The organism is Cellvibrio sp. (genome assembly GCF_046347455.1).
In the GTDB taxonomy this organism is placed as follows: domain Bacteria; phylum Pseudomonadota; class Gammaproteobacteria; order Pseudomonadales; family Cellvibrionaceae; genus Cellvibrio.
Genome location: NZ_JAXMGC010000005.1, coordinates 243,419 through 267,918, shown reverse-complemented (window position 1 = coordinate 267,918; position 24,500 = coordinate 243,419). Strand labels below are relative to the sequence as shown.

Here is a 24,500-nt window from a genome sequence, read left to right as displayed (position 1 = left end):
TTAATAGGTCTTAAAAACACAATCGTTAACGAAACCAACCTATCAAGCATTTAAGATGGATTTACGAACTCTTCCTTACAAACCCACACGAGCAATCATTATTAACTGCTCTACCAAGCTATTCACCGCACTCGCATTAGCTTCTGTTCTGCGAAATACAGATGCTGATGTTTTGGTTATAGATTGCGAGTCAACAGATGGAAGCTGGGAATATTTGCTAAGGATAAAAAGTAACCACAACGACAGAGTAGAATTAGCTCGACTTCCGCTTCAACAACACGGAACCACATTAGATCTAGTTTTTAACAACATTAACTCAGACCTACTATTACTTGTTGATTCGGATTTGGAAATCTTAAAACCGGACATTTATGAAAAAATGGTGGCTCAACTAAACAATAGTGATGCGTACGGATCTGGACTTATACACCCCGGTGAATGGATGACAAATGCTTCACATAAGATAGCTAATGGGACTACCTATTTTATGGAGAGAATGTGGATTCCTTTAACGCTACTTAGAACAGGCAGAATCCGAGAGGTTTTGGCAAATGGAGGTAGCTTTTTAGCGAAAAGAGAATACAGAAAAATTCTGGTTAATAAAAAATTTACACAAATTTATTCTAAGAGATTAAGAATCCCAGGTGTTCGAAACTATCCCCATATCATAGACCGAAGAATTTTTGACTCCGCAAACCCCATCGTAAAAGAATATGACACTGGCGCACATATTCATGAAGTATCAAAACTGCTAGGGTACTCTTTCGAAAATATTCCTCTCACACATTGGTCCGACGTTTATCACTTCGATGGAGTCACTAGAGCCACTCGGCGCAATCTCTTGAGATCAACACTTATAAAGCTTGGGGCTTTGTCAAAAAAAGCTGAAAACGATTTAAGCAGTTCTCAAGAGACCGTTATCAGAAGACTGAAAGAAAAATTTCCAGAATTTTTGCTATAGCAAAAATCAACAACGTCATTTACATCTGGACGCAGCCTGGTGTAAAAAGCGAACCAATGGTTCGCTTTTTTATTTATTGAGGCAAGAAATCCAAGGTTTGATAGAAAGTGGTTCGCACCACATTAGCTGCAGGGAAAGTGATTGACTTCATTTTTGCGAGAAGCTTTGCTTCAAGCGCAGTATCTTTCAACTCGCTAAATTCAATACTGGCTTCGACCACTTGTCCTGATGGATCAATGATCATTTTGAATTTAACTTTTCCTTGCAATGCAGCATTGTCACGCAGCGCGCGGTTGTAAATAGAGAAAATAGAACTTTTATATTGCTCCATAACTTTACGCATTTCTTCTTCACTGCGTGCGGCGCCACCAGCACCATCGCTATTGCCGCCACCAACACCTGTAGCACCTGCCGCTTTTTTGCCAGCATTTGCCAAGTCACTTTTTACTTTAGTCGTCTCGCGCCCCGAAAGCGCAACACCGCCGACATCGTGACTGGCGTAGGCACCTACGTTGATGCCGCCACTTCCTTTTGTTTGGCCGCTATTGATCATTGAGCGATCAACCTGAGTCGCCTGCCCCGCGCCATTACTCACTGTTGCACTTGCAGTTTCAACCGCGCTGGTTTGCAAAGCTTCGCGCATTTCCATTAAGTCATCTTTAAATGTAGAAATTTGCGCTTGCGCTTGCGCTTTTGCGTTGGCGACAGCATCGCTTTTTGAATCTACATTTTTTGCATTTTCAACTGGCTTGCTGGTGTTGTTTGTAACGGGCTTTTTCTCCGGCAACTTTTCAACAGGCTTTTTTTCCTCCGGCTTTTTTTCTTCCTTCGGTGGCTCAATGGGTTTTGGTGGAGGTAACTCTTGCTTCTCCAACATAACGCGAGCTAACTGCGGAGGAAGGTCTGCCTTTTCCTTGCGCGTTAATTCCGGCAGCTTGGTTAAGGTAATTGGAATTGCAATGGCTAGAAAAATCGCCATGGAAACGGACAAGATTTTTTTAAATCTTGCATCGTCATTCGCAAACGACCAAGGCAGCTGCATAGTTGACATTACATAAGTAGTCATATCAACCTCCGCTCGCGGGTTTGCCGCCGGCGCCAATCACTTTGTTGCTAGCCTCTTTGTGCGCAACCGCTAAAGCGATATTTCGATAATCAGCCGCAACACAAGTTGCCATTATTTTTTTAAGTTGCTCATAGGGAATAGCTTTATCACCCAAGATGGTAATCGGACGCCCTTCTGCTTTTTCCTTCTCCGTTAAAGGAGCCGCACGACTCGCCAAAAATTTAAGCTCCGTTTCTAAGGGCTCGAATTTTGAATCGGTGTTCGCCATCATATCGGCGATACTCCCAACCCTCTGCCCAGATACAATAATATCTGTAGCACTGACGGTGATAACAACAGTTTCGCCTGGAGCCGTTTCTGAAATAGACGCAGGTAACTTGATTGACTTATCTGAATGCAAAATTTCCACATCCGCTGAGTAGTTAATCAACAAGAAGAAAATCAGCAAGGTGAAGCAGTCAATCAAAGGAACCAAGTTCAGTTTTGGGACAACGTTTAAACGTTGGCGATGTTTTGCCATACGTTTTGCGCGCATGGATTTCTTCATGGCTGCGCTCCTTCACCAGAAACAGCTTGCGTTTGCTCACCGGGAGGTGGCGCATCGCCTAAAGAAACTTCAGGGAAAAGCTCTGCATTCACGACGGACGTAGCAACCACTGTGCGATATGAACGCACAGTATCCATTACTGTTACCAAAGTTTGATAATCGGTATTTTTTTCTGACAACAAATAAATGTCGCGTTTTTGAATACCTTTATCGCCCAATTGGCGTTTTATTTCTTGCAAATACAAGGTTAGATTTTCGTAATCATATTTACCCGCCGCAGTTTTCTCGATGCGTTTCAAACGTATGCCCGCAGGGTAGTTAATATCAAAATAATCTGGGCGAATAATGAGTTCCAGCTGCGCAGGTGGTTCCTGTTGCTCTGTGCTGGCAGCGGGGATATCCGGCAATTTTAAATCCAGCACTGTGATATGCGATAACACCATCCCCATAAGAAGAACGGGAACCAACACCACAACCAGATTGATAAATGCCGTTACATCGACATCTGCGTGTTCGCCATTTCTTTTCGCTAATCGGCGCATTTAGGTTTACCTCTAACCGATAATGACTTTCTGAGAAAATTCATTCAATTCAGGAAAATCATTATTTAGATGAGCCAGCTTCAGCGCGTTGTTTAGCCATTAAGTCTTGAGCGTGGGTAAGAATATTCATGCATTTCACACCCGCCATTTCCAAGCTATCCACAATTTCCAAGGTGCGGCTTTGAATAAATGAGTGACTAAGCAACAAAGGAATTGCAGTGAACAAACCGAATGCCGTCGCGTTCATGGCAACCGCGATACTGGCAGAAAGCATGGCGGCCTTTTCAGAAGGATCTGCATTAGCAACAGCACCGAAGGCCTCACTCAACCCTGAAATGGTTCCCAGCAAACCCAAAAGCGTTGCAACGTTTGCAAGTGTGGCCAAATAACCTGTGCGACGCTCCAAGCGAGGCACTGCCTCCATCACGCCCTCTTCCATCGCTAATTCAATATCTTCGCGACGGCTGGATTGCGCCATGCGCTGCAAACCTGCACTGATTATTTTGGCAACGGGGGCATCTGATGATTTGCCAACGTTCAACGCACCTTGATAATCCTTTTTCTGCAACATCGCTAAAATGCGATCAAAGGCATCACGGTTCATCTTTTTCGCATTGCTTAAAAAAATGAAGCGTTCAATCACAATTGCAACACCTACGATGAGAATCAATCCAATTGGGAACATAAAAATTCCGCCATCTTGGAAGAAGCGAATAACTGTTGCCATGTTCATAGTTTTTCCCCTGCGCCTAAAATTAAATAGTTAAAAATGAATAACGAGTTAGAAATAATTATTGCAATTCGCCTGCAGATTCAAGTTCACGCCTAAGCTCTTCGCGCTCTACATGACCAAAAACTGCCTTTTGTTGGTTGTCCAGCGGCTCGAAATCAACATCTGCTGTTTGGGGTGATTGCCAAGGCAGAATATATAACACGCGTGGCTGTTCTTGATTGCCGGTAATGGTCGTTTGCAGATTAATCGTGGCATCTTGAACCATTTTTTTTGCTGGCTGCGCTTTTGCGTCCGTAAGGTCATTTTTTTTGGCGGGAGAAGGCGCTTCTTTTTTTGCCTCAGCTTCCGCTGCAGGCGTTTTCTTTTCAGCAACCGGGTCTTGCGCATAAGCGGCGGACGTAAACAAAATTACTGCAAAAAAATTGCTAAGACTGCCAAATAATTTAAGCATCATTTCTGCTCCTCTTTTTCCGGCGCCTTTTCAGTGGCTTTACCACCGTTCAAACGGCGCTGCAAATCTGCTACCCAGCTGTCGACTTGTTTATCCGGTGCCGACAATAATTGCTGGTAGGCTTGATAATGAGGCAAAGCCTGTTCGGGCTTACCTAAATAGAGATCATATAAAATCGCGATATTTTTATGACCTTCCGGATAGAAAGGCCAAACACCCAAAGCTTTTTGGTAAAGACTTTCCGCAGAGGCGAAATCGCCAGCCTCGCGTTTTAACACCGCAAGCTGGTTGTAAGCATCTACATTTTTTGGATTTGCATTGATGGCACGATTAAATTCCGCCGCTGCTTTTTCTGCATCGCCTTTATTGCGGTACACAATCCCCAAATTTAAATGGACCCCTGACAGCTTAGGATTCTTTTCTGCTAACTGTTTTAAAACAGCTTCTGCACGATCCCAATTTTTTTGCTGTATTGAGACAACAGCATCATGAAAATTAACTTCTACTTGCTCGCTTAACTTTTGTGGGTTTTGTAGGTAAGGATTCGGCATAACGGGCCCGACCGGCAATACACTCGACGGCACTATAGCGCTTGTAGGTTTCGCTGCGGGCTGCTCGCTGCTTGCATTTTTTATTTCTTTAGGCGCTGCACTGTCGCTTTTATCCTTAATGGGCTTTTCGGAATTAGAGCTACATCCACTAAAAATAACGCTTATGAGTAAGAGCGCAAGCAATGGATTATTGAATTTCATTGCTCACCTCCAATACAGATTCGGATTTTTTGTATCGTGCTGGCAATAATTTCGCCAACTCATCAAAACTGCGTTTCACCCATTGATCATAAATGCCTTTACTGCTGCGCTGGGCATTGGCCTGATGAATTTGAATGGCTTTTTCCTCGAATGGGAACGCCTGCTCTTCCAGCAGTAAATCGTATTGTTCCAATGCCGCTGCGTCCAAGCTAGTTGGTCGCTCAGATTTCATAAGATCACGACTTAACTGCGCATAGATATCGCCAATGCGGTAACTCGCCTGCGTGGTAAATTCTGCGACACCGAAAGCGAGCACCGCTTCTTGTGCCTTAAGTGCTTTATCCAACGCGGCACGCTTGCGTTGCAAACTTTGTTTAAGCGGTAATGTCAGCGGAGTGCTTGCAAAATCTTTGTAGGGAATATCAGCCAATTCATTCGTTGCGGAAGCCGCTAAATACTTGGTGCGATCGTTAGCTTGTGAACCGGCGGATGCGTGGGCATCAATCATGCGTTGCAACCAATACTGGCGTTTTTTGGTATCTTGCAGCTCACCGTAGAGTTGCGCCAAGTGAAACTCCGCTTCCATCGCTTCGGCAACGGGTCGTGGATATTCATTGGCGTAGCGTTGGTATTGCTCAATTGCCATAGGCTTATTGCCAGATTTTTCGTATAGCTCTGCCCCCATAGCAAGCGACTGGCGTTTAACATTAGGATCGTTGCTGCTGCGTTCCATAATGCTCAATTCATTTGCAGCCAATGCCCACTTACTTTGGTTTTGGTAGATCAATACCATTTTTGCGGGAATTGAAGCAGTCAGCTCATGTTTCGGATATTGCTGACGGAAACTCAAATAAACCTGTTCCGCATCACTCCATTTTTGTTGTTCGATTAAATACACACCGGCGTCGTAACGCCCTTTGATGGCGATATCGGTATCTGGTGCAACATCGGAGATTCGCAAAAGCTTTTTAATCGCATCGTCTTTTTGGCTTAATGCCAAATCTGATTGCGCCTGCTGATAAATACTGGCCGCAATACGTTCGCGCATTTGCTGAGCAGTGGGAGCGCCTGGTGTTTGTGCGTTAGCCGGTAATAGATTTAACACTTGCCAGTAAGCCTTTTCGGCACCGGCATAATTTTTATCGTCAAAGCTTGCATGACCTAACACCAGCCACGCGGTGAATTGCAATTTAGCTTCTGCTGGCGGTTTCAGGTTAATAATTTCTTCTGCCACTGTTGCGGCTTCTGCATAGCGCTTTTGCGTTAGCAGCTCTTGTGCGGCTTGCGTCAGTACAGCTGCAGCTCGCGGATCAGCCGGGTAACCTTGTGCAAAACGCAAAGCATAGTTTGTTTTACGTTCTTGCCAGGATGCCTTTTGCGTTTCGGCCAAAGCCTGACCTGTTGCCATTTCGTTCGCCAAAAGCACCATCGAATAACCAGCATCGGCCCCGTGCTCTTTATCTTGGTATTGGTAAGCAACTTGTTCGTAAGCGGTAATTGCTTGCGGATAATCTCCTGCCTCACTTAAGGACTCGGCAAGCAAGAATGTCATTTCTGGATTTTTAGGATCTTTGGGAAAACTGGCTACGAATTCGCGATACCAATTGGCGGCGCGGCTAAATGCGGATTTCGCTTCAGTTTTATTGGTGGCAGATAATTCTTGCGCTTGCGCGTGTTCGTACTCAGCCAACTCTTGTAATGATTTATGTAAATAATTTAACGCACTTATACCAATTAGCCCGTTGCGCTGTGTCCAGTAAGTACTGCTAATACCGTAACGCTGAACATATTCTTGTTTAGCTGGCAAAATTAAACTGGGGAAATTGCCTTGCTCATATACGCCGATCATTTTGATGGAAAACTCAGGCGCGTAGTTGCTAAGCGGATTATGCTCTACAAAACTTTTGTAAGTCTCCGCACTGTCGCTAAAACGCTTTTTCTCCAAATAGAGCTGGCCAAGATTTTCGTAAAGTAAATGCTCGTATACGCGATCGCCCATTTGCTTTTGCAGATCGATAATCGATTGCGCACCGTCAAGGTAGGAAAACGACAAACTCATTACATGAAAGGTATCTTCCATCATATTTTTTTGCGCACCACTTAATTGCTCGACAGCTTGCGCAACATCTTCAGGCTTCTTTGCTAGGGACAACAATTGATCTGCAACTTTGGTGAAAGATTGCAACGCCACATCGTAATCTGCGCGTTTAAATTCCGCCCAACCTTGCATATAAAGGGCGTTTTGTTGCAAAGGATTAGATTTATCGTCCGCTACACTTTTATAGTGTTTTTCAGCAGCAAGGTAATCGCCGTCTGCAAAGGCTTTTTCAGCGCGACGGAATTGCGTTTCGCCCATATAGGTTGAGGATGGTGCCGTTTTCGCAAGTTGATCAAGCGCGCTAGCAGCTTCGTCCGCGCGACTATCCATCGACAAGGCTTTCGCGAGCTTATAACGCAGCTGATCGAGATCAACACCTTTTACCGGTTGGCCGGATTTTTCCTGCATCGCAATTAATTCGCGATAAAGCGCAATCGGCTTATCAAAATAGCGACCATTATCCGTTGCATTCAATTGGGCTTGCTCGCTGCGAGCCATTTCAAAATCCGCAATGCGAGCAAGAATTTGTTGACGAAGGATTGGATCTTCCGCAGCACTCAGTGCCTTTTGGTAAGTTGCTTCAATTTTTTTATTATCGATAACGGCGACGGTACTTTTTGCATCGGGCAAACTTGCTGCGGGAAGATCCGCCAAGGTTTTTCCAACATTTCGATCAGGGCTGAACATATGACAGCCTGCCAGCAAAGCGCTAGCGCATAAAATAGGAGATGTTCGCACAAGCCAATTTTTTAGTTTCATTGTGCTTGCTTCCTCAAAGCCGTGTCATACAAACGCGCCACTGCCAAATGAGATTGCGCCAAATAGCGATTCAAACGCTTTTCGTGCGCAGCAAGCTGAGCATCGACTTTGTTACGCAATTTTTCAGCGCGAGCATCAATAAGGTTATTGAGCTCAATTAATTGTTTATCCACTTGCGCTTGCTGGGATTGAATGCGCGCAAACATTGGCGCAAGGTCTTGCCCTTTGGCGATGACTGATACGATTTTTTCCTGGCTCGCATTAGACACTGCGATGGCAGCATCCATTTGCGATAACGATGACTCCAGCGCAGACAAGTTTGCCGAAAAATCCTGCGCGGCACGCCACAACAAAATTCCGCGCACCACCCACAATCTGGATTCATATTCGCTAGTGTCTTGACCAGCGGTTTTCATGCGTTCTATGGTTGCAACAGAGCGTTCAACATTGGCAAATAACTTACGTGTTTTTGCATCAGCCAATGCCATGTAGTCGTTGTTAGATTTGATTATATTAATGCGCGCAGCCAAGGCATCGCGCTCTTTTTGCATATCCGCTTGCTTTTGTACCAATGCATTTTGCGTAAGCTGCTGCTCTTTTTGCTGGCGCCAATTCTGTTTTTGTTGCAATAAATCTTGATAGGCAGCTAACTTTGGCTGCCACGCCTTTAATAAGGTTTGCAACTTCAACAAATCGCGCAAATCCAGGACTGCCGATTGGAAATCGTTTTGCGCAAAGAGTTCGCGCAAATAAATAGAACGCGTTTTGATGACACTGGTGCCACTGAGCTTCAGCCAGTTTTGGCCGTCATCCGTAATTAAAGCGGTGAGCGTTCCTGGTTCATTTTTCTTTTCCAGCTCTTTCAGCATTTCCGTGGACACGGGTTTGCTACTGACCAAGGTTAATAACTCACCCGCCGTGAGTGTTTCACGCATGTCGCGAACTAAACCGATTTCCTGCGCAAGCAGGGTTTCAGCACGCTCGTATTCACGCAGCGCATCGCCAGGTGCGTTTAATTTTTCGTAAGCGAAGGGCAGCGCCAGAAGCGCTTCTTGTGCAGCAGGAAATAATAAACTGCGCTGCTGCAAAACCTGCCAAGGTTTAATTGCGTCAGCGTATTTTTCCTGCGCAATTGCCGCCCAACCATAACCCAAAAGCGCTTGATTGGATTCCATACCATCCAAGCGCACTTTACGGAATTCTTCGATAGCGGCGGAATAACTTTTGTCTTGCAGATACGCGTAACCAATCGCAGTGTGGGCTTTATCCATTAGCGTTAAATATTCTACGCGTGACTGCTTGCTTTCTTCAGATGAAAAACCAGAGAAAGAAATGTTGGTTAATTCATTAAAAAATTCTTTCGCTGTTTTTAAGTCACCATTGCGCGCATTAGCAGCGCCCAAGTTGTAAAGCGCGTATGGTTCCCATTGAGACAGTTTGTCTTGCTCAATTTTTTTTATGCTGAGCGGCGCCAAATCGTTTTGCTTGATTTGCAGGTTAATTTGTAACGAGCGCATTTCCGCGACTGAACCAAATTTATCGCTCACACGGTTAAAGCTATTCGCAGCACCTGCCCAGTCACCTTTAGCGTATTGCAATTTGCCCAAATAAAACCAAGCTGCATCGCGCACGCTTTGAGGGCGGCTGTTATCTTGCAGGAGGTTTTTAAAAAGTTGTTCGGCGTGATTTTGCATTCCAAACGCAAGACTTAAACCGCCGGCAATCAATTCTGGGTTGTTGCCGTGTCCGTGAATCCCGTCGCGCGCGTCAGCCACCATGAGCTCGGTAATTGCAGGAATATAATCTTGCTGGTAGTAATGGTAGAGCGCTACGCCGTAACGCAGATCAGCCACTTCAGTCTTGGGCTTTTCTGCGGCAAGGCTGGTGCAAAATGGCCATATGCAAAGGCTTGCAGCCACACAGCTGACCAAGGCTTTTTTTCGCGGTGATCTCGCGCTAAACCAATTCATGGATCGCATCATCACTCTTCAGCTTTCCATTCTTTAATTTCAAAGTTGGGTTGTAGTTGCGCTGTCGAATCAATGATTTTTAGCTCCAGTACCAACGGTGCTTGGGTTTTGTTAACCACTAATTTTGCGCCGCGTTTGTAATCTTGTTGGGGGCCGCGGCCAGTAAAAAAGGCAGCGATTTCGTGCTCACCCGCTTTCAAGTTCCCTATGTATAGACGTTGCACGCCGCCCCGGTAGAGCGCGTTAATTTGCTTGTCAGTATAAAGTTCGCTGGCGACTAACTTGTTATCAATTTCGAGCTTAACCGCATCCAAATTGAAAAATTGGCCGATATTCATGGAGAGGTAAACGGCAACCTGATTGCTCGGGGGATAGAGAAGCTCTTCCTCCAAAATCAATAAATCACGATTCAAATTTAGAACCGAAACCTTAAGGTTCTCAACTTGTGGGGTGACCGCCGGTTGCTGGACAGATTCCGCTGTCGCTGGTTTAGGTGCACTTACTGGATCGGGGGTTTGAGCGTTTACGCTATTACCAAGGCACAATGAAAAAAAGAACCCTAACAGCGGTAATTTTACCGATTGATTAAACATGCCTGCCCCGCCCTTTGTCGTGCTGATTGTTATTAACGATGATGCAATTCTAGAAGCCAATTGGATATTTGAGTGTGACTTCATCCACACTTAACCTAGCCTCTCGGCCATCCTTTGAACTTTTTCTGTTATTCGCTGAGTAAGAATAGCTGGTGTTTTTTACTGAATTAAAAATTCTGCCACCCAATGTTCAATTTCGTGATCAAGGTGGCGTTAAGCCTTTGCTATAAAGAACTTTTCCGTCTTCTTTGATCACAACTGCATCAAAACCGGGCAAGCTGTCGATCAATGCCAAGCCTTTTTCTGGCCCCATGATAAAAATGGTTTTGGTCAGCGGATCTGTATCAAAACCGTTAGGACCAATCACGCTCACACTGATAATGCCGTGGGGCGACTTGCCGGTTTTAGGGTTGATGATGTGGTGAACGCGCTGGCCATCCTTATCGATAAAGAAGCGCTCGTAATCGCCCGATGTAGAAATAGCGCAGTTTTCCAGCGGCAGCGTAATGGCCACCGCGTTCTTATCTTCCCCGCGCGGGTTGCGAATCCCTACTAGCCACGGTTTACCAAGTTTGTCGCCAATCACGCGGCTGTCACCCCCAGCACTTACGTTGGCGTTGGCGATGCCATATTGGCGCAAAATTTCCGCCCCGCGATCTACCGCGAAACCTTTGGCTATGCCGCCCAGATCAATGTAAACCTTGGGGTGATCGAAATAGACGGTATTGTTTTTGGCATCCAAGTGGATGAACTTGTAGTTGATCTGAGGAACCAACTCTTTGAACTGTGCGTCGGTAGGCTTTAAGCCTTTGCGATAATCGTAATAACGCGCAAGCGATGCGAAAGTGATATCAAACGCGCCACCGCTCAAATCACTGTAGTGCTCCGCTTTTTGGATAATGCTCACCAACTCGGCCGAAATCGGCATGGGATTTTTAGCGGTGGATTTGGGGGCGAGTTCGTTGACGCGCGACAGTTCGCTGGTAGGAATATAGGGGCTGTATTGCTGATCGATGCGGTGCATCTCGGCCATAACCGCCGCGATTGCTTGCTCGGCTTTATCGTCGTCCGGGTGCCAAACCGTCACATTGATGACCGTACCCATAATATTCTGGGTATCGCCATGCCAGCCCGCCGTCGCCGGTAGACTCAGTGCAACCAAACTCAAAGTACTCAACAAAACCCGCAATTGCTTCACACAAACTCCTTCGTTAACCACTTTTTTAATTTTTGAAGAGACCGTTGCACGATTTAGCGAGTGAAGGCTTCTAGAAGTTTAAGTCCACCGCGTAAACAAGATTCCCTTGGGCATCCGCCGGTTGCGGTGTGGCAAACATAGAAACCCATGCACCCGCGTTAATTTCGCGAAAATAAGGTTCTGGCATAGCCAAAGTGCCCTTGATGATTGCACCGGTTGGATAGGGCAAGCTGCCAGACATATCCAGCTTCAGCGGGCTATTCACATCGAAAATATGGGCGTTCATGCCTTTTTTGCCGTCGTCTGCCAAGTCTGCCCCCAAGACACCGAGGTTCATCCAGTTAGAGCCGTTATAAATCTTGCCATCGGTCCAGGTGGCTTTGCCGCGCAACCCTAAAAGCTGCAAATCGCCCACCTGCAAATGATCAATACTCAGAGCGAACTGACCACCAATCGCCAAAGGCAACAGGGGTTGAACCAAGGCGGCAGGGAAACTGATGGTGGCGTCTTTTACGGAGATAGCATTCTTACCGGCGGCACACACTCGGCCGTCGAATTCTTGGTTATCCATATGGGTGGTGAGTTGAGCGCAGGGTTTAAGCGTCAGGAACGAAAGCATGTCCAACTTCCAGCTGAGCTGACCGAGGGAATGATCAATTCCACGCACTTTGATGCTCGCTAAACTTGCCCGACCAGACCACAGGGTGCCGGTAACGCCATTCATAGCTATATCGCCACCGCGCGTTAAAAAGTAAGCGCCCCATACGGCGGGCAGGTTGCTCACCACCACGTAGAGCCAAACAATTACCCCAAGACTAATCCAGAACTTTTTGCTGGCGTTGAGCTTGGGCAGTGATACAGCCTGAAACATCATGGACACGTTAACCTTGTCTTCTAGGGTGGGCATTAGGGCTTCACGAGGCGCAGGTTAATGGATACCTGCCCCGGATCATTACTGGCGGTGATCGACAGCTCGCGGATGGCGATGTGATATTTCGACTCCAAATCGTAGAGCCATTGCATGAGTACGTCTGAGGCGATGCGATCGACCCGAACACGCACTTCACCGCCCGCGCCGGGGGTAAAGCTGGTCATGGTGATGCCGTTGTCGCGCAGACTGGCATCCAACAGACCGCTAATATCGCCCCCGCTGGTCGCCTGATTGGATTGTTGTGACAAGACTTCATACTGGCGCGCCAGCAATTGCACCTTGCCTAAGGATTGCTGGGTGGCAGTCGTCGTTTGCAGTAGTAAATCGCGCTTGTGCTTCAATGGCGATAAGACAACCAGCCACACTACATAAGCGGCGATGAGCAATGCGCCCGCCAGTAACATCACTTGTTCGCGGCGGTTGTATTGGGACAAGGTACTTAAGAGTTTTTCCATGATTCTTCCCCTAGCGCTGCTGCTTGCTGATTTTGAGACGACCTGTGTTAAGGTCACCTTGAGCGTTTACGCCTTGCAGCTCTGCCGTGTAGCCTTGGGCCGAAATACTCTGGCGTAGCGCGTCTATGGTATTGAATGAGTGCGCCTGAACGCTGATAGACATATCGCCCGTATCCGCCGAGTAGGAAATCACTTTTACCGTCACATCTGGGTTATTGGAGATCAGCGGTAAAACTCCCGCCAAGGTTGCCATTACGCTGCCGGATTGGGTTTTAGGCTGCATGGCCTGCACTTTTACGCGCAGTCGTTTTTCAGGATCGTCCGCTTGGCCGTTGGGGATAACACTGCGGTAAACCGCCTCCATTTGCTGGCGCAGCTGCATGTTCTGCTTATTGAGTTTGGCGATTTGGAAACCCAATACACCCACATAAGCCACAAAAGTCACCAAGGCCAACACACCCACGCCACGCCAAAGCTTCATCCAACGCTCAAGCGGCAAGCGCTGCGAAAACTCTGCCTGGCAAAGATCTATGGCATTGCCATTGAAATCTAACAACCAAGGATCAACCAAGGTTTGCGTTTGCACACGGCCAGAAAGATTGGTGGGAAGGTTTTTGTACAGAGCATTTAGCTCGGACTCTTGCGCCGCGCGCAAACTCAGCATGGGCAAGTTGTCCTTCAAGCCTTTTGATTCGACCAACATGTTCAAAGAAGGCGCTAGCAAACTAAGGGGAACGCTAAACCCTTCCTGCTCGGCAAACCGCACATTCACTTGGCCATTTTCCAGCGCCAACACCCAAATCGCGGAAGGACTTAAGGCGAGACTTTCAGACGTTGATTCGGCCTCGGTCAACACTGGCTCGAGGGCTTCGGGTGCGGGCGATGAAAGCGGCAAGAGCGAGGGCGCTGACCAGCAACGGGTAATCTCAACGCCAATATCTGCCAATTGTTTGAAGATGGTTTTCAACCACTGCTTGTCGGTGTAGGCCAAGGCAACTTTGCCGTTTTGCGGCGTGCCCATGGCGACATGTAGCTCATCTATATCGCCAATCACGGATTCTTCGAGTTGAAAGGGCAACAAATTACGCAGATGTTTTTTTTCTTTCTCGGTGTATTCCAGCTCACGCGTGACCACGCTTGAACCCGGCAATAATAGCCATGCTTGATGGGTGAGGTTATCCAAGCTCGCGCGCAAACTTTCGAGGCTGCCAGACGAAGATGACTGCACTTGGCCTTCGCTGAGCCAACACCAACGAAGATCATCTGCGCGGTGGAGGCCTGTACGACTGTCTATGGACACTACAAGTTGCGACATTTAACCCTTACCCTGAATTTTTATTTTCATTGACATCTTACATGCAGTAACAAGCGATGACAGTACAAGGCAAAAATTACTAAAAAGGCGGAGTTTACACATAGTAAATGAGCATTTTTTAGTGATTTTTAACGCAGTAATGTCGAGCGACTCATTACAAGTTGCCTTCTTCGCGGCGCACTACTTTAAAGCTCGGACTACCGCGCAAAAGTAAGCTTCGGCCCGTGCGACGTTGATCGCCGATTTGCACCACGGTGGTCAACCAAAAATATTTGGTGGCAACAGCAAACTCACCTTCTAATTGCACTTGCCCACCAATCACCTTGCTCAAGCTAGTGTTGAAATCAGCCAAATTAGCATAGAAGCCTGCGGAAGGCTTTTCGCCCGTCAAGCTTTTAGCCTGGCTTTCACTGAGCGGTGAAAGGTCGGTATTCACATTAATACACCGGAACAACAATTCCGGCATAGTGTTGAGGTTCAGCACCTCGCTCGCGTCCAGCACAGTCACATAGGGACGCAAGCCTTGCATAATTTGCGGCGTTACACCGCGAACCATTTGCAGCTCTTCCACGCTACGAAACGGCATGTTGGCCGCCTGATAAGGATCTGGCTGACCAAGGTAATAATCATTTTCGGCCCCGCTCGCGCCGGAGGGATCGCTATCCTGATCCGTCCAATCCACAATGGCTTCCAGAATTTGGGTCGCGTCTTCCGGGGACGGAACCAAGGCTGCGTGCGGGTCTTGCGGATTGGGCAAGGCTTGCAGTAAGCGGATAAATATCAACTGCGCCGCCGTAAACCGCTGCTCCGGGCTCTTGCCGGGATTATTAAAATCGCCTTTTATCTGCGCCAGCCGGTTCAAATTAAATTTTGCATTGGCGTCATCCAAGCTAATCAACAACTGGCCCATGCCATCGGGTAACTCAACCGGAACCGGCTGTGCCCAGAGTTCCTGCCGGTGATCTACCGCCGCGTCATCCGTCGCTAAAAATTTAATCGCCGCACCTTCGCCGCTAAACAAATAAGCTCGCGCCTGCGCGCCGTGCCAGCGAGCTTCCGCTCGGGCAAGGCCCAGCTGGTAATCGCCTGCGAACTTTATACCCAAACCTGCCACCAGAGCGACGATCAGCAACACCATGATTAACACGGCACCATATTGCTTATTTTTGAGGGATTTCGAACAGGCGTACACTGCGCGCTCCTCCCTCAAGTTCTATGGTCATCTCCAAGGCAACGGGCATGGATGGACCGCCGCCAGCATTAACCGGAGGCCACATGGGCTCCCAATTACGGCTGTATTCGCTGCCTTCCAGCACGCTTTTACCGTCGGCCTTGATACGGCCGAGCGACAGGAAACGCAGTTGCACATCCACCACATTATCCATGAGCAACTGGTGAAAGGACTCGCGCTCAAAGTCGATGTTTTCCAGCGGCATATTGCGTTCGGGTAGGTAGTCCCGCCACAACTTGCCTTCCGCAATGCGGTAATTCACCTGCTGCAAATCACTGCGCACACGCCCGAGCGGGTTAACCCAGCCGCGGCGCGCAAAAATCATAATTACCTGAAAGGAATCCTTACCTTTGGTTTTTAAACTCGCGGCTTCGAACTTAAGCTGCGGATTGGGTATTTGCGGATTCAACGGCAGGATATTGCGCATATCCTGCCCGATTAACTGCCAAGCTTTATCGAGGCTGTTGACCTCGTTGAGCACATCGCGCGTGCGCTCGGCATTGCGGCTCGCGCCATCAAAGGATTGATAAGCCATGGCCGCCACCAAGGCCGAAAGCGCAATGGCGATCACCATTTCCAGCAAGGTAAACCCACGCTGGCCAGTAGCGCCTGAGTATTGAACGCGGCGCGGGCTATTCACTCATGTATCCCGTCAAATGTGCCAGCGGATCTACTTTATCTAAACCTTGTGCGGGTTTGATATTGCCATCGGCAACACCGACGATACCCACATCTATATCGATTTTAACAATACCTTGTACCGGAATTTCTTCCGCCGGGCTGGTTGCAACCTGCCACTGCCATTGCAGCCCCATCATCTCGGTTTTGCCGGCATCTTTTTCGGCCAACTTGTAGTTTGGGAACAGCTCTTTATTTTGTAACAAAGTCAACCGCGTTAGCTCGTTTTCCGCAATCCACATGCCGTAGGTTTTGTTGCGGATATGGGCGGCGCCATCGACCTGCGACATCACCAAAATCACCAAGGCTGGCAAGGCCATAGCCACAATCATGAGCGCAACCATGACTTCCACCAGTGTAAAACCCCGGTTAAATGCATTTGATTGCGGCTTGGATTTATGAATTTTGATCATGCTAATTGGAACCCGATGAGCTGGAAGATTGGTTTTCATCTTCTTCGCGCCAATGGCTGTTACCCATCATGTCGATCTCAATATGCTGCGCTTCAGACGCACCTGTACCCTGCTCAAACAAGGCCATTTCCACCGGCGTAGCCTCACCACTGGGTGAGAACACCAACACGGGAGGCTGCACTTCCAAATCCGGGTCATACACATAGTTATGACCTTCCACCACTAAATCCCACTGGACCTGCTCGGTCATACAATGGTCGGACAAGCTGTCTTCCGGTAGTTTGACCCAAGCGCTGTCGCGGAAACGTTTCCAGTCGTAGCACCAGATGTGGTTAGTCGAATCATCACCATCGCGCCGCGTGATAAACAGGGCAACCACCTCGCCGTTCAACGCAGCGTATTCACTCGCAAAACCCGCCGCTTGCATAAACGCCCGCGCTTCAACACGCGGTGCAGATTTGCTTTTATCCTCACCCATGGACAGGCTTATGGTGAGCGCCATAAGGCCCACAATAAAAACCACAATCATGATTTCGATCAGGGTAAACCCCCTAACCGATGATTGCAGACGCCCGCGCCGACTCACCGCAACAACCGCAGATTATTCTGCTTTCTCAACCTGATCCCACACACTCAGGTCGGCATTGGGGCCTTCGCCGCCGGTTACGCCATCGGCACCCAAGGTGTAAATGTCATAGTCATGGCCGTTTTCGGCGGGGCTCATGTACAAGTATGGGCGATCCCAAGGGTCCATTTGCATTTGATCGAGATAACCGCCGCTTTTCCAATTGCGAGGAACAGGCGCCAAGGTGGGTTTATGAACCAGTGCATCCAAGCCTTGATCGCTGGTGGGATAGGTGAAGTTATCGATGCGATACAACTTCAAGGCGGTTTGCAGTGATTTGAAATCCGCGCGTGCTTTTTGAGTACGCGCCTGCTCCATACGATCCAGCACCGTGGGCACCGCCACACTCGCCAACAAGCCGATGATGATGACCACCACCATAATTTCGATAAGGGTAAAACCGCCTTGGCGGCTCAAGGCCCGGGATGATTTGGACGCTAGATTACGCATAACAACTCCTGACACATTTATTAAAATCTTGTTTGAATAAAAAACTCGCTTGCGGTCAAACGAGTGAGTTCATTTGGAAGATCGGCTGCAAGATCGCCATCACAATCAAGCACACCGAAAACCCCATAAATACAATCGTGAGCGGCTCAAGCAGACCCATAGCCATGCCCAATACCAGCTCCAGCTCACGTTCCTGGTCTTTTGCGGCGTTATCCAACTGCTGTGCGAGCGTGCCGTTGGCTTCACCGCTGGATACCAACTGCACTAACAAAGGCGGGAAGGTTCCGGCGTTATCCATTGCGCGCGCAAGGCTGCTACCTTCGCGTACCGCGTTCACTACCTGCTCGCAGGAATCCTGCAAGACACGGTTGCTCATTACCTGCCCAGCAATCGTCAGCGCTTGCAGTAAAGGAACGCCGCTGGACGACAGCAAACTCAAGGTTGCCGCAAAGCGCGCCGCGTTTATCTGGCGAACCAATTCGCCGATCACCGGCAAGCGCAATTGCCAGCGATGCCAAGCCCGCAGGTTGGTCTCAACTTTTAGCAATTTGCGGATAGCCACCACCAAACCGATCACGCCCAGCACAATAAAAATGCCGTAATTGACGATAAAGCCACTCACACCGATTAGCACTTTGGTGAGAAATGGAAGTTCGTGATGGCTGTGGGCAAAAATGCCGACTAGCTTTGGCACCACAAACGCCATCAAAGCCGTAATCACCCCCAAGCTGATCAACAGCAATACGATGGGATAAATCATCGCCATTTTGATGCGCGCCTGAATTTGCTGGCTGCTTTGGGTGTAATCCGCCAAGCGCTCCAACACTGGCCCTAAATAGCCCGAGCTTTCGCCCGCACGCACCAAAGCTCGGTACATATCGTTAAAGGCCGCCGGGTTTTCACCCAAGGCTTGCGCGAGACTAAAACCTTCCAACACCTTGGTACGAACACTCAGGACGATGCGCTTGATATTCGGCTTATGGGCTTGTTTTCCAGTCGCATGCAAGGCTTCATCTAAAGGCAAACCTGAGCGCACGAGCGACGCTAATTGGCGAGTGATGATACTCAAATCGCGCGGACTCAAGCGGCTGCCCATGCGTTTACGCCAACCTGTCAGGTTGAGGCTGTCGTCATTGGATTTTTGCGCTTGGCTGTGGGCAGATTCCACTTCCAGCGGCTTAAGTTTTTTGGCGCGCAACTGGCTGCGAACATGGCGTTCGGAGTCGGCTTCCAATATGCCCTTAACGGTTTTACCCGCTTCGTTAAGTGCTTTGTAGCTGTAGGCGCCCATAAGTAATTACCTAACGCCCATTAGAGTTGAGTCGTAACACGAAGGACTTCTTCCATACTCGTGATACCGTCAAGAACGCACTGGCGACCATCATCACTAATGGAAAGACTGTGTTTGCGTGCTTCGGCCAGCAGCTCTTGCTCGCCAGCCTGTTCGTGGATGAGGTGCCGCAAGCGTTCATTAATTTCAATCAACTCGTAAATACCCTTACGGCCGCGATACCCTTGGTTATTACAGTGCGAGCATCCCACGGGGCGGAAGATAGGTGTGTTTTCCGGGATTTTGAGCATGGCGCGCTCGGAATCCACCGGCAGATAAGATTCTTTACAGTGATTACACAGCACACGCACCAAACGCTGAGCCATAACCACTTCAAGGCTAGATGCGAGCAAGAAAGGCTCAACGCCCATGTCTTTCAAGCGCAAGACCGCACCTATCGCCGTGTTGGTGTGAAGGGTCGATAGCACCAAGTGACCGGTGAGCGATGCCTGAATCGCAATTTCAGCGGTTTCGCCATCGCGGATTTCACCCACCATCACCACATCCGGGTCTTGGCGGAGAATGGCGCGCAGGCCGCGGGCGAAGGTCATATCCACTTTGGCATTGACTTGAGTTTGGCCAATACCGGGTAGCAAATATTCCACTGGGTCTTCAATGGTGAGGATGTTGCGGCTGCGGCTATTGATATGGCTGAGGCCGGAATAGAGTGTGGTGGTTTTACCGGAACCCGTTGGGCCCGTTACCAGAATAATGCCGTGTGGCTTAAGCAGCGCGCGGCTGAGTTTTTCTTGTACTGCCTTGGGCATCATCAATTGATCGAGGGACAAATGCCCCGCCGATTGATCGAGCAAACGCAACACAATGCGCTCGCCAAAGGCTGAAGGAATGGTCGATACACGGATATCCACCGCGTGGCCTGCAAGGCGAACCGTAATACGGCCGTCTTGCGGCAGGCGTTTTTCGGCGATGTCCAAGCGCGCCATTACCTTCAAACGCGATACCAACACCGGCGCCAATTCAGGCTTGGGCGACAACACTTCGTTCAACACACCGTCGATACGAAAACGTACCGAAACGCGGTCTTCGAAGGGTTCCAAGTGAATATCAGAAGCACCTTCGCGCACCGCTTGGGAGAGGATGGCGTTAATCAGTCGAATAATGGGCGCATCGTCATCGCCAGCCAGCAGGTCAGTGCGCTCGGCCAAATCTTCCGCCATGGACGACAAATCAAATTCAGCACCCAGGTCTTCCACCGCGCGCTGGGCAGCGCCGTCACCACTTTGGTAATCCTTGGTCAGGCGTTTTTGGAAATCCTCTGCTGGAATTTCTTCCAAGCGAAAATCTTCACCCAAATACCGTTGCAGCTCCAACATGACTTCCAGCGTTAAACCGGGGCGATGCAGCACGAGTTTGCTCTCCGCATCAGCCAACATAACGCCGTGAGCAGAGGCGAAACTAAACGGCAGGCGATAGCTGTCCGCCTCATCGTCGTCCACGGGAGCCGAGGGCGCATGTACGGGGGCGACGGCTTCCAAATCAATAATGTCCGCCGCGTCCGTTACTATGGCATCTGTCGCACTCACAATTATTCCGCCTTAGCCGGAGCTGCCGACGGAGTTTGCAATGTTGATGGCGCAGGTTCTGTACTGGGCGCCACGGTAGCAGGTTTAGTCTCGGGCGGAGGCAGGGGTTTATCATGCAGTTCTGGCAATACGGGAATGGCTTTCGGATCTATCAATTGACCTTGTTTACGGCGAGCCTCTAGCTGGGCTCCACGGATTGCACCATATTTCTCAGCCGTTGCGCCAGACAAGGCTTCATCGTCACGCATAACCGTCGCGCGAATAAACACCAGCAAATTGGTTTTTGCTTTTTTGGTACTTTTGGTGCGAAATAAATTGCCTACCAACGGAATGCTGCCCAGCACAGGCACACGCGTTGCGTCTGCTGATGCATCATCACGAATCAAGCCCCCCAAGACCACAGTTTGTCCATCCGCAGTCAGTATTTGAGTCTTGATATTGCGCTGGTTGGTTATGGCACCATCCACGCTAGCCACGTTGGATAGACTCGAAACTTCCTGTTCGATATCGAGGAAAATTCTCCCGCCCTCATTGATATGAGGAGTCACCTCAAGCTTGATGCCTACTTCTTCTCGGTTATAGGTTGTATAAGGGCTGCCGATCGACCCCGCTGTAGTACCCGTCTGAGTATATGATCCTTGCTTAAAAGGTACTTTTTGGCCTACAGAAATTTTGGCCTTTGTGTTGTCCGTGGTTAATAAATTAGGAGTAGAGAGAATATTTGTTCCAGAATCAGACTGAAGCATTTTCAATAGCCCCATAAAACTGGTGCGCTCCCCCAAATAAGCAGTTCCAAAGGCTTGCCCGTTAACACCCGACAGCCCCTTCACCAAACTCTCTAAACCTGAATTGTATTGTTCATCCGTTTTGGCGCTTTTGACTTGCAAAGCCCCCAAACCCACGCCCGCTAAATTTGCAGTACCATCGTTGGATGTGCCGAACCCACTTTTGGAGTCTGCATACATCCATTGAATGCCCATATCCTTGTTGGCACCGTTAGTAATTTCAACAATAATCGCCTCAACCAGAACTTGAGCCCGCCTTATGTCAAGCTGCTCCACGACCGAAAGTAGCGACTGCATATTGTCGCTATCAGCCGTAATCAAGAGTGAATTAGTTGCTTCGTCAGCTTGGACATTGGTTTGAGCACCGCCACCTTCACCCGGTTTAGCACCCGCGTTTTGGCCTTGCGACATTCCCATCAAGACTTTTGCCACATCTGCCGCTTTAGCGTATTTAAGATAAAAAACTCGCACATTGGCGTTGCGCGTTTGCGGGCGATCCAGACTTTCAACTAAACCTTTAATGCGCTGCCGCGACATTTCGTCGCCACTCACAACCACCGCGTTAATACGCTTATCAGCCACCACGATTGGCGGTGATGTGGTGACACCGCGGTTAGGATCGGGCTTTTCCAATTGGGTGATCATGGCAACGACATCAGCCGCCTGTGCGTAACGCAATTGCAGAACATCGGTAGCCAGCACGGCTGCTTTATCCATCTGCAAAATCAAATCGTTAATGCGCGCGATGTTGGCGCGGGTGTCGCTAATAATCAGCGCGTTACTCGGTTCGTAGGCAGTGAGGTGCGCGTATTGCGGCACCAGTGGACGAATGGCGGCCAAGACTTTTGCGGCACTAATATTGTTGAGCTGAATAATTTGGGTGATGTAACCATCATCGCGCGAACGAATGGTTTGCTCAGTAGGAATCGGTAAGTTGCGCGCTTCGCGGTTCACAATCACGCGAACCACGCCATCGCTTTCAAACGCGGTAAAGCCGTGAACGTCCAACACCGCTAAAAATAAATCGTAGAGTTCTTTTTTGTTGAGTGGCTTGTTGGCAATAACGCGAATGGGTCCACGCACTTTGGGGTCAACAATGATGGGTTTGCCCGTCACTTCCTGAACAAACTTCACCACCTCAACAATATCGACATCTTTAAAACTCACAGTCCATGTTTGCTCGGGCACCACTGGTTTTGGCTCGGCGGCAATGAGCGATCCAGTCATGCTGAGCACGGCCAGAAACACGACACTTTTTACGAATTTTGCGTTCACCCTGCTTCCTCTTAAATTCTTGCTTTTTAATATTCGACGTGGCGAATAATGTTTGGCTTTTGTTTTTTTGCGTTGGACGCAGCTCCTAATTCTTCGCGAAAATTAGAGCACGACATCCACTGTAATCACACTACCAGCGCGTTTGATTTCCAAGCTCGCCGACGTGGTATTACCCATATTTTTGTAGACTTCCATAATTTTCGCTGGGTTGGTTAAAGGCATTCCGTTGATCGCCGTAACCACATCGTCCGGCTGCAAACCCAACGATTTAAATTTTTCTGCATCGCGCCCGGGGCGAATTCGGTAACCAATCACTTGCCCGTGATCGCGTTCAATGGTCATCGCCAACACGTCCGATAAATTGCGGCTGACTTCCGCCATTGCAGCATCCCGTGTTGGATCGGGTGATTGCTGCTCAGGGCTGGGGCGATTGACGTATGCCGCCGATTGTTGCGGTGCAATTTGCTGAAGGGTTGCTTGTGTCTGTGCAGGTTGCGAAACCACAGGTGCGTTGGGGTCATACAACATGAGAGATTCATACTGACCGTTGTTGTTGATAATCACACGGTCGTTCAACACCTTGGAAAGCGTCACGTTGTTGCCCACGGGCAAGGTTCCGCCCACGGGGTAAAGATCTTGTTTGTCGCCTGCGGCAATCATGGCGCGCGCTGAGTTTTCATCGCTGCTCACAATCACGCCTACCAATACCAAGTTCAGTTGTGTAACGCTCGCCTGCTCAACCACAGGCTGTTGCTGTTCTTGTTTAGGTGCTTCGGCTTTGCCAAAAATCGTAAGGCTTTTGAGTTGCTCGATATTTACGGCGGAATTGGTGGACTCGACCTGCGTATTTGCCGCCGGAATCGCGACTGCCGCTGCAGGAATATTCGGTGTAGGAAATAGCAGCCAGAATAGCCGCGCCAAACTAATACTCAAACTCAGGACTAATAAAAAGCGAACGATGAATTGCCACGTACTCAGCGGGACTTTTGCAAGCAACGCAAAAGCATGTGCGAGCAACTGCTCCCAATCAGCGCGGGTTTGCGGTAATGAAAAACGGTTGGTGGATGACCGATTCGCTAACATAAGGATTGCACTAATTCCTGCGCGATTTTATCGCTTGAAGAATCTGTTGAAGAATTCAGCTAACCAGAGTTCAACAAGCCGGGTACTTACAGACCAGCACAAGGAAGCTGGAAAGTTCAACGAGCTGCGGAATACAAAAGAAATACTGAATAGTTTCATTATGGTTATAGCTGGATTCTACTCCATCCACCTTACAAAAGCGAAAAGTTGAAGGGACTTGCCGTGGCCTAAGACAATCGCATGAGCGATTGGTTTTACGCTCACAAAAAACGCGGCTTTGCCGCGTTTTGTTGACCGCCGCGCATCCTTACTTTTTGTCGCGCAATAAATCGCGAATTTCAGTGAGCAGCAATTCCGTCGGCGGCGTCACAACGGCTGGCGGCTCTTTCGCTTTCACCTTATTGATCACTTTAATCAGCATAAAAATGGCAAACGCAATAATCGTAAAATCGATGATGGTTTGCAAAAACTTGCCGATCGAAATCACGACTGCTGGCGTTGCACCTTCCGCTGCCTTGAGCGTGATGACCAAATCACTAAAATCAACACCGCCAATCAACAACCCTATAGGCGGCATGATGACATCAGCCACGGCTGAGGTAACGATCTTGCCAAAAGCGGCACCGATGATAATACCCACCGCCAAATCAACCACGTTGCCTTTAACGGCAAATTCTTTAAAGTCTTTTAAAAAGCTCATAGATTCCCCTTTTCT

General features: G+C 48.7%; 24 protein-coding genes. 1 reads left to right on the top strand and 23 read right to left on the bottom strand.

Annotation, left to right across the window (positions count from 1 at the left end; all coding sequences use genetic code 11):
* Nucleotides 1-55: 55 nt before the first annotated feature.
* Nucleotides 56-961 carry a glycosyltransferase gene (locus U1F02_RS11400; RefSeq protein WP_409990516.1) on the top strand — a complete coding sequence of 302 codons (906 nt, stop codon included), beginning with the start codon at nt 56-58 and terminating at the stop codon, nt 959-961.
* A gap of 73 nt (nt 962-1,034) precedes the next feature.
* Here the strand turns inward: U1F02_RS11400 and U1F02_RS11395 are convergent, their stop codons facing one another.
* The 23 genes from U1F02_RS11395 to mscL form a co-directional block, all read right to left on the bottom strand.
* A complete protein-coding gene (locus tag U1F02_RS11395; RefSeq protein ID WP_409990515.1) occupies nt 1,035-2,027 on the bottom strand; it encodes an AgmX/PglI C-terminal domain-containing protein in 993 nt (330 codons plus the stop codon).
* 1 nt (nt 2,028) lies between these two features.
* Nucleotides 2,029-2,574, bottom strand: a complete 546-nt coding sequence (locus tag U1F02_RS11390; RefSeq protein ID WP_409990514.1) for an ExbD/TolR family protein — start codon at nt 2,572-2,574, stop codon at nt 2,029-2,031.
* Nucleotides 2,571-3,116 carry a biopolymer transporter ExbD gene (locus U1F02_RS11385; RefSeq protein ID WP_409990513.1) on the bottom strand — a complete coding sequence of 182 codons (546 nt, stop codon included), beginning with the start codon at nt 3,114-3,116 and terminating at the stop codon, nt 2,571-2,573. Before U1F02_RS11385 ends, U1F02_RS11390 begins: the two co-directional genes overlap by 4 nt.
* A gap of 61 nt (nt 3,117-3,177) precedes the next feature.
* A complete protein-coding gene (locus U1F02_RS11380; RefSeq protein WP_409990573.1) occupies nt 3,178-3,843 on the bottom strand; it encodes a MotA/TolQ/ExbB proton channel family protein in 666 nt (221 codons plus the stop codon).
* A gap of 64 nt (nt 3,844-3,907) precedes the next feature.
* Complete coding sequence (locus U1F02_RS11375) at nt 3,908-4,303, bottom strand: hypothetical protein (RefSeq protein WP_409990512.1); 396 nt, start codon at nt 4,301-4,303, stop codon at nt 3,908-3,910.
* The gene (locus U1F02_RS11370) at nt 4,300-5,052 is read right to left on the bottom strand and encodes a tetratricopeptide repeat protein (protein ID WP_409990511.1); all 753 of its coding nucleotides are present in this window, start codon (nt 5,050-5,052) and stop codon (nt 4,300-4,302) included. Before U1F02_RS11370 ends, U1F02_RS11375 begins: the two co-directional genes overlap by 4 nt.
* Nucleotides 5,039-7,837 (bottom strand): tetratricopeptide repeat protein, encoded by a 2,799-nt coding sequence (locus U1F02_RS11365; RefSeq protein ID WP_409990510.1) that lies wholly within the window; start codon nt 7,835-7,837, stop codon nt 5,039-5,041. The genes U1F02_RS11370 and U1F02_RS11365 overlap by 14 nt, the downstream gene beginning before the upstream one ends.
* A gap of 68 nt (nt 7,838-7,905) precedes the next feature.
* On the bottom strand, nt 7,906-9,879 hold the full coding sequence (locus tag U1F02_RS11360; RefSeq protein ID WP_409990509.1) for a tetratricopeptide repeat protein: 1,974 nt from the start codon (nt 9,877-9,879) through the stop codon (nt 7,906-7,908).
* 11 nt (nt 9,880-9,890) lie between these two features.
* Entirely contained in the window at nt 9,891-10,472 is a 582-nt protein-coding gene (locus U1F02_RS11355; protein ID WP_409990508.1) for an AraC family transcriptional regulator, read from the bottom strand.
* A 202-nt stretch (nt 10,473-10,674) separates the two neighbouring features.
* Nucleotides 10,675-11,670, bottom strand: coding sequence for an FAD:protein FMN transferase (locus U1F02_RS11350; protein WP_409990507.1), 996 nt, complete (start codon nt 11,668-11,670; stop codon nt 10,675-10,677).
* Between the two features lie 70 nt (nt 11,671-11,740).
* Entirely contained in the window at nt 11,741-12,577 is an 837-nt protein-coding gene (locus U1F02_RS11345; RefSeq protein WP_409990506.1) for a type II secretion system protein N, read from the bottom strand.
* A complete protein-coding gene (gene gspM, locus U1F02_RS11340; protein ID WP_409990505.1) occupies nt 12,577-13,056 on the bottom strand; it encodes a type II secretion system protein GspM in 480 nt (159 codons plus the stop codon). The genes U1F02_RS11345 and gspM overlap by 1 nt, the downstream gene beginning before the upstream one ends.
* Before the next feature lie 10 nt (nt 13,057-13,066).
* A complete protein-coding gene (gene gspL, locus U1F02_RS11335; RefSeq protein WP_409990504.1) occupies nt 13,067-14,371 on the bottom strand; it encodes a type II secretion system protein GspL in 1,305 nt (434 codons plus the stop codon).
* A gap of 154 nt (nt 14,372-14,525) precedes the next feature.
* The gene (gene gspK / locus U1F02_RS11330) at nt 14,526-15,563 is read right to left on the bottom strand and encodes a type II secretion system minor pseudopilin GspK (protein WP_409990503.1); all 1,038 of its coding nucleotides are present in this window, start codon (nt 15,561-15,563) and stop codon (nt 14,526-14,528) included.
* Nucleotides 15,532-16,242 (bottom strand): type II secretion system minor pseudopilin GspJ, encoded by a 711-nt coding sequence (gene gspJ / locus U1F02_RS11325; RefSeq protein WP_409990502.1) that lies wholly within the window; start codon nt 16,240-16,242, stop codon nt 15,532-15,534. The genes gspK and gspJ overlap by 32 nt, the downstream gene beginning before the upstream one ends.
* A complete protein-coding gene (gene gspI / locus U1F02_RS11320) occupies nt 16,235-16,693 on the bottom strand; it encodes a type II secretion system minor pseudopilin GspI (protein WP_409990501.1) in 459 nt (152 codons plus the stop codon). The genes gspJ and gspI overlap by 8 nt, the downstream gene beginning before the upstream one ends.
* A gap of 1 nt (nt 16,694) precedes the next feature.
* Nucleotides 16,695-17,279 carry a type II secretion system protein gene (locus U1F02_RS11315; RefSeq protein ID WP_409990500.1) on the bottom strand — a complete coding sequence of 195 codons (585 nt, stop codon included), beginning with the start codon at nt 17,277-17,279 and terminating at the stop codon, nt 16,695-16,697.
* A 15-nt stretch (nt 17,280-17,294) separates the two neighbouring features.
* Nucleotides 17,295-17,768: a type II secretion system major pseudopilin GspG gene (gene gspG, locus U1F02_RS11310; protein ID WP_409990499.1), complete on the bottom strand. Its 474-nt coding sequence runs from the start codon at nt 17,766-17,768 to the stop codon at nt 17,295-17,297.
* Nucleotides 17,769-17,823: 55 nt separating this feature from the next.
* Nucleotides 17,824-19,059, bottom strand: a complete 1,236-nt coding sequence (gene gspF / locus U1F02_RS11305; protein WP_409990498.1) for a type II secretion system inner membrane protein GspF — start codon at nt 19,057-19,059, stop codon at nt 17,824-17,826.
* A gap of 20 nt (nt 19,060-19,079) precedes the next feature.
* Nucleotides 19,080-20,555 (bottom strand): type II secretion system ATPase GspE, encoded by a 1,476-nt coding sequence (gspE, locus tag U1F02_RS11300; RefSeq protein ID WP_409990572.1) that lies wholly within the window; start codon nt 20,553-20,555, stop codon nt 19,080-19,082.
* Between the two features lie 89 nt (nt 20,556-20,644).
* Complete coding sequence (gspD, locus tag U1F02_RS11295) at nt 20,645-22,702, bottom strand: type II secretion system secretin GspD (RefSeq protein WP_409990497.1); 2,058 nt, start codon at nt 22,700-22,702, stop codon at nt 20,645-20,647.
* 102 nt (nt 22,703-22,804) lie between these two features.
* Nucleotides 22,805-23,785: a type II secretion system protein GspC gene (gene gspC, locus U1F02_RS11290; protein ID WP_409990496.1), complete on the bottom strand. Its 981-nt coding sequence runs from the start codon at nt 23,783-23,785 to the stop codon at nt 22,805-22,807.
* A 307-nt stretch (nt 23,786-24,092) separates the two neighbouring features.
* A complete protein-coding gene (gene mscL, locus U1F02_RS11285) occupies nt 24,093-24,485 on the bottom strand; it encodes a large-conductance mechanosensitive channel protein MscL (protein ID WP_409990495.1) in 393 nt (130 codons plus the stop codon).
* Between the last annotated feature and the right edge of the window lie 15 nt (nt 24,486-24,500).